20 protein-coding genes are annotated in these 13,261 nt (G+C 46.9%); 18 read left to right on the plus strand and 2 right to left on the minus strand.

Annotated elements, in window-relative coordinates; genetic code table 11:
• The first annotated feature begins 40 nt into the window (after nt 1-40).
• From C7R92_RS09505 to C7R92_RS33110, 9 genes are all read left to right on the plus strand, one after another.
• Nucleotides 41-748, plus strand: a complete 708-nt coding sequence (locus C7R92_RS09505) for a hypothetical protein (protein ID WP_106834065.1) — start codon at nt 41-43, stop codon at nt 746-748.
• 67 nt (nt 749-815) lie between these two features.
• Entirely contained in the window at nt 816-1,460 is a 645-nt protein-coding gene (locus C7R92_RS09510; RefSeq protein WP_106834066.1) for a hypothetical protein, read from the plus strand.
• A gap of 22 nt (nt 1,461-1,482) precedes the next feature.
• Nucleotides 1,483-1,908, plus strand: a complete 426-nt coding sequence (locus C7R92_RS09515) for a gp33 family protein (RefSeq protein WP_106834067.1) — start codon at nt 1,483-1,485, stop codon at nt 1,906-1,908.
• Nucleotides 1,909-1,928: 20 nt separating this feature from the next.
• Complete coding sequence (locus C7R92_RS09520) at nt 1,929-2,711, plus strand: hypothetical protein (RefSeq protein ID WP_106834068.1); 783 nt, start codon at nt 1,929-1,931, stop codon at nt 2,709-2,711.
• A 65-nt stretch (nt 2,712-2,776) separates the two neighbouring features.
• On the plus strand, nt 2,777-5,662 hold the full coding sequence (locus tag C7R92_RS09525) for a DUF927 domain-containing protein (RefSeq protein WP_158265739.1): 2,886 nt from the start codon (nt 2,777-2,779) through the stop codon (nt 5,660-5,662).
• A gap of 13 nt (nt 5,663-5,675) precedes the next feature.
• Complete coding sequence (locus C7R92_RS09530) at nt 5,676-5,861, plus strand: hypothetical protein (RefSeq protein WP_106834070.1); 186 nt, start codon at nt 5,676-5,678, stop codon at nt 5,859-5,861.
• A gap of 10 nt (nt 5,862-5,871) precedes the next feature.
• Nucleotides 5,872-6,270: a hypothetical protein gene (locus C7R92_RS09535; RefSeq protein WP_106834071.1), complete on the plus strand. Its 399-nt coding sequence runs from the start codon at nt 5,872-5,874 to the stop codon at nt 6,268-6,270.
• Nucleotides 6,271-6,305: 35 nt separating this feature from the next.
• A complete protein-coding gene (locus C7R92_RS09540; RefSeq protein WP_106834072.1) occupies nt 6,306-7,274 on the plus strand; it encodes a DNA cytosine methyltransferase in 969 nt (322 codons plus the stop codon).
• A 31-nt stretch (nt 7,275-7,305) separates the two neighbouring features.
• Nucleotides 7,306-7,434, plus strand: coding sequence for a hypothetical protein (locus tag C7R92_RS33110; protein WP_279629813.1), 129 nt, complete (start codon nt 7,306-7,308; stop codon nt 7,432-7,434).
• Nucleotides 7,435-7,602: 168 nt separating this feature from the next.
• Here C7R92_RS33110 and C7R92_RS09545 read toward each other — a convergent pair whose 3' ends face one another.
• Nucleotides 7,603-8,088 (minus strand): HIT family protein, encoded by a 486-nt coding sequence (locus tag C7R92_RS09545; RefSeq protein WP_106834073.1) that lies wholly within the window; start codon nt 8,086-8,088, stop codon nt 7,603-7,605.
• Nucleotides 8,089-8,184: 96 nt separating this feature from the next.
• Nucleotides 8,185-8,532, minus strand: coding sequence for a hypothetical protein (locus tag C7R92_RS09550; RefSeq protein WP_106834074.1), 348 nt, complete (start codon nt 8,530-8,532; stop codon nt 8,185-8,187).
• A 635-nt stretch (nt 8,533-9,167) separates the two neighbouring features.
• Between C7R92_RS09550 and C7R92_RS31995 the strand changes: the two genes are divergently transcribed.
• From C7R92_RS31995 to C7R92_RS09595, 9 genes are all read left to right on the plus strand, one after another.
• Entirely contained in the window at nt 9,168-9,344 is a 177-nt protein-coding gene (locus C7R92_RS31995; RefSeq protein WP_158265740.1) for a hypothetical protein, read from the plus strand.
• 42 nt (nt 9,345-9,386) lie between these two features.
• A complete protein-coding gene (locus C7R92_RS09560; protein ID WP_328139118.1) occupies nt 9,387-9,785 on the plus strand; it encodes a DUF4406 domain-containing protein in 399 nt (132 codons plus the stop codon).
• A gap of 34 nt (nt 9,786-9,819) precedes the next feature.
• A complete protein-coding gene (locus C7R92_RS09565) occupies nt 9,820-10,185 on the plus strand; it encodes a DUF7694 domain-containing protein (RefSeq protein WP_106834075.1) in 366 nt (121 codons plus the stop codon).
• Complete coding sequence (locus tag C7R92_RS09570) at nt 10,182-10,493, plus strand: DUF3850 domain-containing protein (protein WP_106834076.1); 312 nt, start codon at nt 10,182-10,184, stop codon at nt 10,491-10,493. The genes C7R92_RS09565 and C7R92_RS09570 overlap by 4 nt, the downstream gene beginning before the upstream one ends.
• Nucleotides 10,494-10,502: 9 nt before the next feature.
• A complete protein-coding gene (locus tag C7R92_RS09575; RefSeq protein WP_106834077.1) occupies nt 10,503-10,973 on the plus strand; it encodes a YopX family protein in 471 nt (156 codons plus the stop codon).
• Entirely contained in the window at nt 10,973-11,443 is a 471-nt protein-coding gene (locus tag C7R92_RS09580; RefSeq protein ID WP_158265741.1) for a YopX family protein, read from the plus strand. Before C7R92_RS09575 ends, C7R92_RS09580 begins: the two co-directional genes overlap by 1 nt.
• Entirely contained in the window at nt 11,443-11,769 is a 327-nt protein-coding gene (locus tag C7R92_RS09585) for a hypothetical protein (RefSeq protein ID WP_106834079.1), read from the plus strand. Before C7R92_RS09580 ends, C7R92_RS09585 begins: the two co-directional genes overlap by 1 nt.
• Before the next feature lie 234 nt (nt 11,770-12,003).
• Nucleotides 12,004-12,213, plus strand: a complete 210-nt coding sequence (locus C7R92_RS09590) for a hypothetical protein (protein ID WP_106834080.1) — start codon at nt 12,004-12,006, stop codon at nt 12,211-12,213.
• Nucleotides 12,214-12,240: 27 nt separating this feature from the next.
• Nucleotides 12,241-12,582: a hypothetical protein gene (locus C7R92_RS09595; protein WP_106834081.1), complete on the plus strand. Its 342-nt coding sequence runs from the start codon at nt 12,241-12,243 to the stop codon at nt 12,580-12,582.
• The last annotated feature ends 679 nt before the right edge of the window (nt 12,583-13,261 follow it).

Genomic DNA, 13,261 nt, shown 5'->3' on the forward strand with positions numbered 1-13,261 from the left:
CCGTTTTACCCAAAATCCAAAATATAAGGAGTGTTTCGAAATGATTAAAGAAGCGTTACAGTATGTTGCTGGTTTGGCTAATACCCGTTTGGAACATGTTGGAGATCAAGTTTTCTCGACTCAGAAGTTGTATGTCGTGGATCAGCCTACGCCAGCCAACATTCTCGTTCGCAGCCTATCTGGCATCGTGGAGTACTTACAGTCGGAATTTGACTGGACGGAAAAGCTGATGATTCATGTGAAATCTCCAACAGAGGTAGAAGTATTCAGCACCTTCAACCGCGATTTTCAACGGAATGTGCTGATCAAGGCAGAAGCCATGTTGCCAACGTTCCGATTTGACCACTTCTTCGATACAGAACACTTCAATATCAAATTGCAATCAATGTTCGTTCCCAATGATGATCGCGCTACCCTGCTGAAGCTTGTTGGAAACATCAAAGAGGATAGCGTCAAGGAATTTGGCGATGACGGCATTAGCCAAACGGTAACAGCAAAAACAGGTGTTGCAACAGTGGGAGAAGTCCTTGTGCCAAATCCCGTGGTATTGATGCCATTCCGCACATTCGTAGAGGTGGACCAACCAGCAAGTAATTTTGTTTTCCGTATGCAAAAAGGTCCAACATGCGCGTTGTTTGAAGCAGATGGCGGCGCGTGGAAGTTGGAAGCAATGAAGAACATCAAGGAGTACCTAGGAGCAGCACTGGCGGCCGAAATCAAAGGCGGAAAGCTCTATATCATCGCCTAATAAACACAAGGTGGAGCAGTGGAAAACTGCTCCTTCTTTCTCCCAATAAATAAAGGGGTGTGCAGAAATGGGATGCGATATTCACCTGTACGTTGAACAAAGGACGGAGAACGGCTGGGAAGCTGTGCAAGGCATAAATCCTTGGATCGCTAGGTACAAGGCATTTGCTTTGAATGCCAGAGAACGTGGTGAAAACGAACGAGCTGCGGAGCTCGACAGATACGTGGTCGAAATGGAAACGAAAGAGCTATGGGTCTACGAAGGCTGGCTCTACAAAGAAAGAAATTACGCCCTGTTTGCAATGCTGGCTGATGTACGTAACAACTACGATTACAAACCCATCTGCCAACCAAAAGGACTGCCTGGCGACATATCTGATGTCGTGGGTAAAGAGGCTGCTCGATGGGAAGAAGATGGCCACAATCATAGCTGGCTGACATTGCAAGAATTATTGACCTATGACTGGGATCAAACAACAACCATCACTGGTTGGGTCGAAAAAAATGTGGCAGACAAGTACAGACAAACCGGGAAACGACCTTCTTACTGGTTCTACGATACAACGAATCGGAACAACAATTACGAGCAGATCAGTTGGCAAGTGAAATATTCAGAACACGTCCAGCAATTCCTTGATTATGGCCTTCTAAAGCTCAAGCAATATGCTTGCCCACCAGAAGATATTCGCATTGTTTTCTGGTTCGACAATTAAAAGGAATGGGTGTGGATCTTCAATGGATACAGCAGATCAAATCGTTCAGCAACACAGTCCAGTCTTTGCCCTAGCTGACCAGCTGGTAGCTTTGCGGGAGCGTAAGGAGCAGTTGAAAGCACAAACCGAAAACAACAACGCCGAAATCGAGCGCACCGAGCGCGAGCTGCTTGAACAAATGCAAGAAAATGACCTACAGAACTTCAAACGAAGTGGGAAGCAGTTTATCTGCTCTACAAAAGTATGGGCTTCTGCTGTAGACAAAGACAAAGTGTACGACTGGATGAAAAATAATGGCTATGGCGACTTGGTCAAAGAAACCGTGAACGCCAACTCTTTCAACTCACTCGTGAAAGAGTTGCTAGATCAAGATGGTTTTGTTCCTGAAGAAGTGGCGGATGTTATCAATGTAACTGAGCGTGCCACGATCATCGTTCGCAAAGGTTAAAGAGAAGGAGACTGATATATATGAGCAATCTACCTGTGATTCAAAACCCAACAATCAACCTCCCAATGTTGAACAATCCGAGCGAAGTGTTTGAAATCCTCGAAGAAAACATGGCTGGAGCTACACCAGAATTCCCTCGTGTGAAAGTGCCATCTGGTGGCGGGATCGCGTTCGAAGTACCTGGCGACGATCCAGAGAATCCTGACAGCGTGAAGGAACTGGAAGGCGTTGTTCTCGATCACTTCCCGGTCAATGCCTTCTGGAAACAAAAATTCTCAGGGGAGAACAACCCGCCTGATTGTTCCTCGGTTGACGGAAAGATTGGTAAAGCACCCGAAGGAGCTCCAGTAAAGTGGGCGGGAGGCATGCAAGACTGCAAAACCTGCCCGTTCAACCAGTGGGGGACTGGCGTGGATCAGCAAGGCAACCCAACGAACGGTAAAGCCTGCAAGAACATGCACCAATTGTTCATCTTACGCGAGAACGAAGTATTTCCTGTTCAATTGACACTGCCACCAACGAGTATGCCGAACTGGACGGCCTACACAGCGCGTTTGTCTGGAAAACTGAAGCGATTCTATGGCGTGGTAACCAAAGTGAAGCTGAAAAAGGCAAAAAGCAGCGGCGGCATTGATTATAGTGAGGCAATCTTTGGTTCATCGAAAGAACTGTCTCCAGAAGAGATCCCAGCCATGAAGGCGCTGAGTGATCAGCTCAAGGGAGCCATGCGGAAGGTGGCTATCGACAATATGACTGAGGGTAGCGAGCCATCAGAACCACAAGCAGCGGAAGAGATTATGTAATGACAGCAGTGGGGTGGGGGATTGGATTGGATCAACCACCCCTCCCAATGGGGGGGAGGGCAAGCATGCAAGACAATCATTTTCTGAACGAAGCACTGAGGTATGCGGCCATGGGTTGGTCAGTCATTCCTCTGCGTGTCAAAGATAAAAAGCCAGCGATATCCAAACAGAATGGTGGCTGGGAGCCATACCAGGAGCAGCGAGCTGACGAGGAACAGATCAGACAGTGGTGGGGACGATTCCCTCAAGCCAATGTCGGCATCGTGACGGGTTCTATATCAGGAATCATCGTGCTTGATGTGGATGGACCAGAAGGCCGCGCCTCGCTGGAGAAGATTACCGAGCGATTTGGAGTTTTGCCAGCAACGCCAGAGTCCACAACAGGCAAAGGCAGCCACTACATTTTCAAGCATCCAGGTGGCGACCTGCGGAACTTCGCCAAGAAGGGAATCAATCTTGATTTCCGCGGGGACGGCGGTTACATTGTGGCTCCTCCATCGGTTCACCCGAACGGCGGTGTGTATCGATGGGAGCAGGATCCCGAGCAGGTAGCGCTTGCTGATCCGCCTGACTGGCTGCTTGAGCTCTTGAAGAATGACCAAGCGCCATCCTGGTTCCATGAAATGTTCCCACCGCCTAAGAGCACGAGGCAGACAGGCGAGCGCAAGGCTGTGAGCGGACAAGCAGGCAATGGTCAGGCGGATACCATATTGCGTAATTGCGCATTTTGCCAGCATTGCAAAGGTACAGCCGAAACGCTATCCGAGCCTGAATGGTACGCGATGATCAGCAACTTGGCGCGAGCTGACAGTGGCCCTGACCTCATTCACGAGCTGTCCAAACCACATCCTGGTTACCGCGAGCGCGATACGGAGCAGAAGATCGAGCATGCTTTGCAGGACGGCGAGCCGCACACCTGCCAGTACATTCAGCAGAATCTTGGCTTTACCGGATGCCCTGATGGCGGCTGCGGCGTCAAAGCGCCAATCGGTTTCGTTACTTCACCCGTTGTTATGGCAAAGCTGCAGGTCGAATCCTGCATCATTTCTCTGAAAGATGAAGCCAAGCGCGAGAAAGTCTTTGATGACGAAGTGATCGGGGCGCTTGCGGTGCTACGCCAGCGGGATACTACGGAATACATCAAAGCAAAAGGCACGATCAAAGATTTATGTGGAAAGCTGGTCAGTCTCAACGACTTGGAGAAGGCCGTAAAGGAGCGACAAGTCAGAGAGGGTCATCTGAAGATAGTCCGTGAGCAGGAGCCTGAGAGCCTACCAGCTGAGTGGATGGCGGATGCGCCTATGGAAAAGGCGATCAAGCCACGAGGATACAAGATCGGTGAACATGGCATCACGACAGTGGAGTGGAAAGGCGATTCTACAGAGGAAATCACGGTTTTCCCGGCACCTGTCCTCCTATCAAAGCGTTTCCGTAGCATCGATGATGGGCGAGAGAAAGTGGAGCTCGCTTACAGGTGGGATGGCGAGTGGAACCGCCTTGTGGTGGATGCTGATATTCCATTCACCGCCAGCAAGATCGTCACGCTGCGTAAAGACGGCTTTCCAGTGTCATCGGAAACGGCGAAATACCTGGTCAAATATCTGGATGCTTTTGTAGCAGCCAACAAGGAAACGATCCCGATACAGCGCTCTGTCGCTCATATGGGATGGATTGGATCCCGACACTTCCTTCCTGGTCTTGAAGGTGACATCCACCTCGACGTGGAGCCAGGAGGAACGGCAGGCGTGGCAGCAGGCTACCGTCAGGAAGGCACGCTGGAAGAGTGGATCAAATTTATCGAACCAGTTAGGATGCACCCCATTGCGCGGTTCACGATTGCAGCGGCTTTTGCTGGACCATTGATGTCCCTTGTTAATCAGCGGGTATTCATCATACATAACTGGGGACCATCGCGCGGCGGGAAGACAGCCACTTTGAAAGCAGCACTAAGCGTATGGGGCGAGCCTGAGACGATCATGGCAAGCTTTAACTCAACCAAGGTAGGTCTTGAGCGGTTGGCTGGATTTTACTCGGATTTGCCGCTGGGAATCGATGAGAGGCAAGTTGTCGGGGACAAACAAGGCTTTGTGGAGTCTCTGGTCTACATGCTGGGTCTTGGAAAGGGGAAGGCGCGGGGAGCCAAGGGAGGCGGCTTGCAGGCGTTCCAAAGCTGGCGAACCATTGCCCTAACAACAGGTGAGGAGCCACTTTCTAGCGAGAGCAGCACAGCGGGTATCAAGACTCGCGCTTTGGAGATCAATGGACTTCCTATCGAGGATGAAAAACTGGCACGCACGATTCATCAGGGCATTGCGGAGAATTACGGCATGGCTGGCCCGATGTTTGTGAAACGGATCATGGAAGAGTTGGACAAGGACCCCAACTACTTCAAGGAAGATTACGCCAACATGATGCGGGAATGGGAAGAACGAAACATCGATGCGCTTGGGAGCCACTTGTCGGCACTAACAACAGTCATGATGGCAGACTTTTACGCCAGTAAGTGGATATTCGGGATGGATGAAGTCGCCGCAATGAAAGAAGCGAAGGAACTGGCGGACACAATTCTCGGCAAGCTGGATACCGGACAGAGTACAGACGATGCTGTTCGCGCCATGGAGTACCTGGCGAGCTGGTATCACGTCAATCAGCTGAATTTTGGCTCGAGTCCTACCATTCAGTGGTACGGCATGTGGACACAGGACGGCATTGCGATATTCCCGACTGCTTTCGAAAAGGCGATGAAGGACGGCGGTTTTAACAGTCGCCGCATACTGAGTGACTGGTCGGATCGCGGCTGGATCGAGTCGGAGGTTTATCCAGGTGACAACAAAAGGCGCAACAAGATCCGTAGACAGATCAATGGACGGCGATATCAGGTCATCTTAGTCAGACACGACACGATGCGGGATTTGGAAGAGCGGATGGATGAGGAAATGCAATTGACATGAGTGGGGGATGGGTATGGAGCACGAAAAACAGCAGCAGGTTAGGGAGCTAGAAGACAAGGTGAAGCGGTACGAAATGGCGTTGATAGAGATTGAAGCCTTGGTGTTTTGTAATGAAGAAATTCCAGTGAAGTTTAGAGAAGCGATTCAGAAGCAAGTGGTCCTCAAAGCTGGAGTCAATCCACCTCGTAAACGTGAATAGGAGGCTGGGAATGTACAACTTCAAGCCGATCAGCAAATTTGATCAACGAATGAGTGGGATTCGAATTACGGCAGATAAGCAAGAACGGTTAACGCTGAGTGCGGAATTGCAGCGCATGCTTGCCTATCAGAGTGGAGAAGCTTTCTATCTCTATTTTGATGCAGAATTACGAACCATCGGACTTTCGAAACAACCAGCAGGCCAAGACCATATACCTTATTCGTTTGATAAAAGAGGATACACCCAGGCTAAAGATTTCCTAAGACAATGCGGCATCGATACATCAAGTGAAGCGGTGAAGTTCATTTATGAAGGGGAGTTTGATGGCATATTAGCTTTCCGTCAAGCTGGGTTTAGATGGTCGTCGTCATTCCGAATGGAGAGGAACGGAAATTTAGAAAGGGTTTAACAGTTGCTCAATTATGTTAAATAGGCGGTGAAAGCATGAGGATGCTGTCGCTATTCGCTGGCATCGGCGGGATTGATTTAGCAGCTCATTGGGCCGGGATCGAAACAGTAGCGTTCTGTGAGATTGAGCCGTTTTGCCAGAAGGTTTTGCAAAAGCATTGGCCGGAAGTGCCAATCTTTGATGATGTACGAACGATTAACAAACAGCAGCTCATAGAGAAAGGGGTAATAGGGGATGAACGAGCAATTGACATTATTTGCGGAGGATACCCTTGCCAGCCTTTCAGTACTGCCGGGGAGCGAAAAGGCAAGGATGACGACCGTCACCTCTGGCCGGAGGTTAGCCGTTTATTACAGGAGATCAGGCCAACTTGGTTCCTTGGTGAGAATGTTGCTGGGCACGTCACTCTGGGGCTCGATGATGTGCTATCTGACCTGGAAGGAATCGGCTACGCCGCAGAACCGTTTGTTATTCCGGCTTGTGCCGTCAACGCCCGACACAGACGTGACAGAGTATTTATTGTTGCCCACTCCATGCGTAGCGTTCTCAGCTCCGAACAAGAAAGCCAACATCAAACAGTGGGGAGAAGACAAGACTCTCTGGCACATGGCGAAAAACAACTCTTGGCCCGACTTGAAGATGTGGCCGACTCCGCAAGCAAGGGATTACAGGAGTGGAGACAATCCGGAATCTCCCAGGGCAAAACGAAAAGCGGAACAGGGATGGAACTTGAACCTGAACGATGCAGTGAAGATGTGGCCAACGCCAACGGCTCAGGATGCGAAGAACAGCACGTTACCTCCAAGCCAAAAGGACAGGGATTCTATACCGGGGGCACTGCTTCGGGATGGGAACAGTGGGCAATTGAACCCGGCGTGGGTAGAGTGGCTAATGGGATTCCCAAACGGGTGGACAGACTTAAGTCACTCGGAAACGCTGTAGTACCACAACAGGTTTTCCCGATATTGTGGGCAATCAAAAAGATACACGATGGAGCACTATAGCAAACTGCGTATGGGGAATAGGAGTGATCGAATGGTGTTGGTAAATACAGTGAAGTGCCCAGGGTGCGGAGCGATTATGGAGCTTGGCATTCACTACGATATGGAATGTAAAAGACCATCTTGCGGAAAATGGTTCTACGAAGAGGAACAAGACTCTTAACAAACTGCTTAGGGAGTGAAAACTGGTGCAGAAAAAGAAGTGTCAACTATGCAAAGGAACTGGTTTTATAGCAAGAACGTACGATTGCCTGAAATGTAAAGGTAAGGGTCATTTTTATACAAAGAAAACAGCTAAGAAAACATATTAGTTACAAAATGCTCATTATGGTTATTCAAGCAATGCTTCTCGTAGTTTATTAATCGAATTGATTATTTGATTAGTTTCTTCAATGGAATTCATATTCGTACGAGCATGTAATAGGGCGGGGCGCAAAGATTCAACGGATCGCCCGAACTGTGTCATCCATTCGTAACGTGGAACCATCCATATATGAAAATGATGGGTAGTATCCTCGTTGTAAAAATAATAGACATGTTCAATTCCTAATACTTCTCGTTGTGCTTTTCTAATCTTCCGAATTAAGAGTATGTAATCGTGTGCTTCTTCCTCGGTTAGTTCATCAAGACATTTAATGTGGCGTTTAGAGGCAACGATTACCTGCCCAGTGATTGGGTAGGCAACATCCTGATGAGCATGAAAATAGTCGGTCTCAATTAGTACACCTCCTTCTGGTATAACTAATCCGCCGACTATAGCACAACTTAGGCATTCAACATTAATTGTTTGACCATCAGCCAAGGTAATTGTACGCAATAGATTTCATCCTCTCATTAGTGGCTTGTGAAAGTATAGCGTGTCAAAAAGAGAATGATCAAGTATGAAATTTCCAATGGTTAACAAAATGTGTAATTAGTCAAATGTAAGGAGGTCATCAAAAGTTTCACCTTCAAGAGTAAAGAAAAGTTTATACCAGCCAAGTTTCTTGCCTTTAAACACAATCGGGATATAAGAGACCACATAATCAAATCCGTGTGAGATCGCTGCATAAGTTGAGTTTTCATCCCATTGGTCAATGAACAGGGCTACTTCTTTCAGCGAGACTGTTAAATCATCTTCTTTAAAATCTACACCAAATACTGATTTAAATTCTTCGCTGTCTTCGATTCGGTAGTTTCGAAAACAATACCAAAAAGCGTTAATGGATCTGGTTTCCACATCATGTTCGAGGCACCATTGTTTTAAAAATCCAGTGTTCATAAGTTCACAGCCTTTTAGTTTTATCTTTAATTTAATAGTTATTTTGTGGAGAAGACATAAATGGTATCTATCAACACGAAAACTTGAAAAGCGGCCACACCAAACATAATAAAGGCCATCTTTCGGTTTTTCTTCAACTCAAATGTTCCTAAGGAAGCCATGAAAACGGGTAGGCATAGCATTGTCAATATTCTTAAGAAAGGCGCATGTATAAAAATGTTCACTACTGCGATTGAAAGGGCAACTATTGAAAAGATATTGAACCAAAGAGGTCTATTTTTCATAAGGATCACCAACAATTTCCTTTTTGCAACAATTCTAACAGATGGATGGATTGAATGCACTTAACACTTCGGTAATTGTGGTAAGGAGGGATGTTGTTTGAAAGATTATTTCAAGTATCGATTCCGGTATGACTTGGAGTTAGTTGGAACGCTTTTGTTTTTAGGATTACCTTTATGGACGTTCTTGTTGGGGATTTGGGTTGGGGGTTTCATAAGTGATTAAACGTTTTTTATGCAAGTGGTTCGGACATAGGATATTTGATCGGAAAGGAACGATGCAGATGCACGATTATTGCTTGCGCTGCGACAGGTAACACAACACACGATGTGATAAATGAGGAGTGATGAGTAGTGGAATTGCAAATCGAAGTCGGTAAGACATACCACAATGACAGCGGACGTCATCGAACGGTAGTCGGATTTAGTGGGCATCTCGTTAATTACAAAATGAAAGCGAACAGTAAGATTACATATTGCGTAGCGATATGGGAATTCGAAAAGTGGGCGAAAGGTGTTGTGGTTCGTTAGTTTTACAAACCAATCGATTTGATAAATAGGAGGTCGAAAGGTATGGAAAATCAACGAATAGGCGCATGCGGAACATGTGGCGAGGCGATCCACTACAGATTCCCGTGCAAGTGCAGGCGTGAGATTGAAAAACTAAAGGTTATTACTCTTTGCGGCTCTACGCGGTTCAAGAAGGAGTTTGAAGCAGCGAACAAAGACCTGACAATGCAGGGGAACATCGTTATATCAGTCGGGGTTTTTGGTCATAGCGAGGGTATCCAGTTAACCGAACAAGAGAAACAGATGCTGGACAACATCCATTTTAGGAAAATCGATCTGGCAGACGAGATTTACGTCATCAATGTTGATGGATACGTAGGTAGTAGCACTAGAAACGAGATTGAATACGCGAAGAAAACAGGTAAGCCAGTGCGGTATCTCGACGAGCAGGCGACAATTTAACATAACATTACTTGTGAGAAGGAGACACACCACAATGCCAAAAGCTGAAAATAAACCTTGGAAAACGGCCAAGTCTCCCAAGGAATTAGGTATCAAAAACGGTTGGTTTGGCGAAATGGATAGGGTTTATCACAACACGAAATATACGGTCATGGTACGGGACGTACAAACTGAATGGGGAATCGTACAGCATGCGTGCATGAGAAATGCGCCAAATACAGATATTCCTTGGCGTGAAAAACAACGGATCAAAAACGAGTTGTTTGGTGAGGAAGCAATCGCAATTGAAGTGTTTCCGAAAGTGTCAGAACTAGTTGACGAGGCGAATATGTACCATTTTTGGGTATTGCCAGAGGACATGGTTTTACCATTCGGTTTGAATGAGGAGGAAACGGCATGATCCACGACCTTAAAACATGGCCCGAGCATTTCCGTGATGTTCGGGCAGGCATCAAGACGGCCGAGCTGCGGCTGAATGATCGAAACTATCAGCCGGGTGATGTGCTGGTGCTGCGGGAATACGATCCAGAGGCTGGAGAATATACGGGCGAGGTTGAGACACGGGCTGTCACGCATGTTCTGACTGGTGAACAGTGGCTGCAACCAGGAGTTGTGATGCTTTCGATGAGCTACGGAAATACTTCCAAACAATTTCTTGAGTATGTAGTGAACGCTTTTAGAATACCAGCAGAATTACTCGAAAGGTAGGGGAACGGGATGCAAGCAGGACGGGTAATTAAATTTCGTGCATGGGACCCGGATCGGGAAAAGATGATGCATCCGATGGTTTTGAATTGGTGGCAGGATGAAGGGACTCTTGCCTTCCGGAGCGAGTTCATTGACAAAGAAGAACCGCATGAATGCACCTCGAAATACCTAGACGAAGTGGAGTTGCTGCAATATACGGGACTCCGTGACAGGAACGGCAAGGAGATATACGAAGGCGATATTATCAAAGGAACTACTTATTTGTACGGGCATGAATTAAAAAACGGAAGACAATTCGATTATTTTGGTGTTGTTGAGTGGGGTTCTCAGGCTGACGTCGGTCTATGCTGGCTGGTATCTGATAAGCAAGGATCATGGAACTTGCAACAAACGGTTCACAGAAACGACATCGATTATTGCACAGGAGAGGTCATCGGCAACATTTACGAGAACCCAGATCTGCTGGAGGTGGGCAACTGATGCAATCAGGACGTGAGATCAAGTTTCGGGCGTGGAACGGGAAAGAACTAATCAGCGCTGTGTATCCGAAAAGCAACTACAAATTCGAAGTCGATTGGGACGGTAAATTTAAGCTGCACACATTCAATGAACGCCAGGAGATCACGGACGAATACGGCGAGAGCTGGAAGCAGCCTATCTGGTCAACTGTCGAGGATGCTGTCATTATGCAATTCACTGGTCTCCGAGACAAGAACGGCAAGGAGATTTATGAAGGGGACATTTTGCGGTATCCAGACGCTTACGACAGCGGGAGCGATTGGGAAGAAACACTTAGTGTCGGGGCGATTGAATGGGACGCAAGTCAAGCTCAGTTCACAGTAACAAACAGGCATTCGGTTGACCTGGAGTGCTTGTTTGAAGACATCGATGAAGCAGAAGTCATCGGAAATATCTACGAGAATCCTGATCTACTGGAGGTGGGCAAGTAATGGAGGCAGGACGTGAGTTGGACAAGAAGATAGCCGAGGCAATTGGGTTGCAAGAAATACTACCTGATACGTATATAAGAAACGGTGTACCATCCAACTTGCCTAAATTCTCGACTACAGGAGATGGCATGTTGATCCTTATTGAGGAGGCAAGAAAGCAAGGTATTTGGTTAGATCATGAAACATTTGCAGATGGGTATGAAGTGAGCGCCTGCGTTTATCGGGGTAAACACTCTAGGACTATTCTCGCCGATTCAATGTTCAGATCGGAGGACTTGGCTGGTGAATATGCTCGAGTCTACATCAAAGCTAAAGAGGCCATTTAACATAAGAGAAATTTTGAAAATGAGGTGGTCAATGTGTTTTGGATCATCGCTGGTATTTGCCTGACAGTTTTCTACGTCACAAGCTTTTACTTTAGCATGCCGGAAGACTTCTCATGGTGGCAAAGATTGTTGTTACGACTATTTTGGCCCCCGATTGTCTTTGGCTTAATAATCCTGATAAAGATTGGCGGTATACGGATTATTTAAGAGAAACTGTGATGAGGAGATATGCCAATGAAATGGTGGAACAGGCTTCAATGGAAGCGCAAGAGGAAGAAGGCCCTGCGTAATATTCGTGAAGGATTTGGTTTCTGGGGAATTTTCATGGTAGATATGACCGACGATCAACTGGAACAGCGGATTATTGATACGGCACATCTGTTTGGTGGAGTCTGCTTTACAGCAGAAGAGGCGATAGAAGCACTAAGGAAGCTGCGTTTTTAAGAGAGATTGTGATAAGGAGTAGCTCAGATGGGAACTAAATCGATACCTACCCCTCAGCAAGTCGAGAAGGTTCGCAAACTGATTGAGAGCATGGGCCTTTGGGAAGTGGACAAGATTCAGATCAGGTACATTAGTGATGATTGGGTGCAGTTCAGTTGTGAAAAGAAAGTCATCAATGGCCCTACAGAAATCAGGAACGTACAACGCACGCTGATTGATCGGATAAAAGGCAGATCCTTTGATGAAAAGGTAGAGCGTGAGCTGCAGCAATTTGTCTCCATGCTGAACAGCGTAATGAAGAGATTCTCCGGCTCAGAGAGAAAGAACAACGGCTCCAGCAACTCCTGGGATTATAAAGAGAAATTGTGATGAGGTGAGCGAGGTATGGATAAGCCAAACGGAAAGTTAACACCAATTGAATGGCAAATGTTAATCGACGGCCTAGTGGCGCAAATGCCTTTCTAAATCCAATTGTATGCACAGTCCTCGAAGTTGCTTAAGGCACGATTTGATGCACTGGTTGCAGCTGGTTTCACAGAACCTCAGGCTTTGGAGATTGTGAAAGCCAGAGGAATGGATATTTGAGAAATGACGATGAGGAGTGCTCCTCGTCAATAACAAACCAAAACCCCATAGACACGTGGGCGGGCAGCCTGCCGCACAACCATTAAACCAAGTATTCAAATTTGTATAGTCAGATAAAAATACATGACCATCTCAGAAAAAATCAGAATGAGAAGTGTACCATTTTGACCCCCGAGTGTACCACGGTGTACCACTTTTTGGGGGAAATTGGAAACAAGAATCCAGCAATGACGCGGCTTTTAAAAGAAATGGTACACTACCACACTTGAAAACGAAGTTTTCTATATACGCGACCCCCACCTACGTTCGATCATACGTCATCACACACGTGCAAGGTATAAGGGGTATATATAGGATTGTTTATTCGCAAAAAAAGTGCACCAAGTGTACCACTTCGGCTGAAACCCTTGATACGACTGTGTTTTGAAAATGGAAATCGCGGAAAAAGTGGTACACCGTGGTA

It is taken from the genome of Brevibacillus porteri (genome assembly GCF_003013475.1).
Classification (GTDB): domain Bacteria; phylum Bacillota; class Bacilli; order Brevibacillales; family Brevibacillaceae; genus Brevibacillus; species Brevibacillus porteri.

Excerpts from the sequence above, each read along its gene's own strand:
- C7R92_RS09505 (WP_106834065.1), top strand. The coding sequence starts at position 41 with ATGATTAAAGAAGCGTTACAGTATGTTGCTGGTTTGGCTAATACCCGT.
- C7R92_RS09510 (WP_106834066.1), top strand. The coding sequence starts at position 816 with ATGGGATGCGATATTCACCTGTACGTTGAACAAAGGACGGAGAACGGC.
- C7R92_RS09515 (WP_106834067.1), top strand. The coding sequence starts at position 1,483 with ATGGATACAGCAGATCAAATCGTTCAGCAACACAGTCCAGTCTTTGCC.
- C7R92_RS09520 (WP_106834068.1), top strand. The coding sequence starts at position 1,929 with ATGAGCAATCTACCTGTGATTCAAAACCCAACAATCAACCTCCCAATG.
- C7R92_RS09525 (WP_158265739.1), top strand. The coding sequence starts at position 2,777 with ATGCAAGACAATCATTTTCTGAACGAAGCACTGAGGTATGCGGCCATG.
- C7R92_RS09530 (WP_106834070.1), top strand. The coding sequence starts at position 5,676 with ATGGAGCACGAAAAACAGCAGCAGGTTAGGGAGCTAGAAGACAAGGTG.
- C7R92_RS09535 (WP_106834071.1), top strand. The coding sequence starts at position 5,872 with ATGTACAACTTCAAGCCGATCAGCAAATTTGATCAACGAATGAGTGGG.
- C7R92_RS09540 (WP_106834072.1), top strand. The coding sequence starts at position 6,306 with ATGAGGATGCTGTCGCTATTCGCTGGCATCGGCGGGATTGATTTAGCA.
- C7R92_RS33110 (WP_279629813.1), top strand. The coding sequence starts at position 7,306 with ATGGTGTTGGTAAATACAGTGAAGTGCCCAGGGTGCGGAGCGATTATG.
- C7R92_RS09550 (WP_106834074.1), bottom strand. The coding sequence starts at position 8,532 with ATGAACACTGGATTTTTAAAACAATGGTGCCTCGAACATGATGTGGAA.
- C7R92_RS09560 (WP_328139118.1), top strand. The coding sequence starts at position 9,387 with ATGGAAAATCAACGAATAGGCGCATGCGGAACATGTGGCGAGGCGATC.
- C7R92_RS09565 (WP_106834075.1), top strand. The coding sequence starts at position 9,820 with ATGCCAAAAGCTGAAAATAAACCTTGGAAAACGGCCAAGTCTCCCAAG.
- C7R92_RS09570 (WP_106834076.1), top strand. The coding sequence starts at position 10,182 with ATGATCCACGACCTTAAAACATGGCCCGAGCATTTCCGTGATGTTCGG.
- C7R92_RS09575 (WP_106834077.1), top strand. The coding sequence starts at position 10,503 with ATGCAAGCAGGACGGGTAATTAAATTTCGTGCATGGGACCCGGATCGG.
- C7R92_RS09580 (WP_158265741.1), top strand. The coding sequence starts at position 10,973 with ATGCAATCAGGACGTGAGATCAAGTTTCGGGCGTGGAACGGGAAAGAA.
- C7R92_RS09585 (WP_106834079.1), top strand. The coding sequence starts at position 11,443 with ATGGAGGCAGGACGTGAGTTGGACAAGAAGATAGCCGAGGCAATTGGG.
- C7R92_RS09590 (WP_106834080.1), top strand. The coding sequence starts at position 12,004 with ATGAAATGGTGGAACAGGCTTCAATGGAAGCGCAAGAGGAAGAAGGCC.
- C7R92_RS09595 (WP_106834081.1), top strand. The coding sequence starts at position 12,241 with ATGGGAACTAAATCGATACCTACCCCTCAGCAAGTCGAGAAGGTTCGC.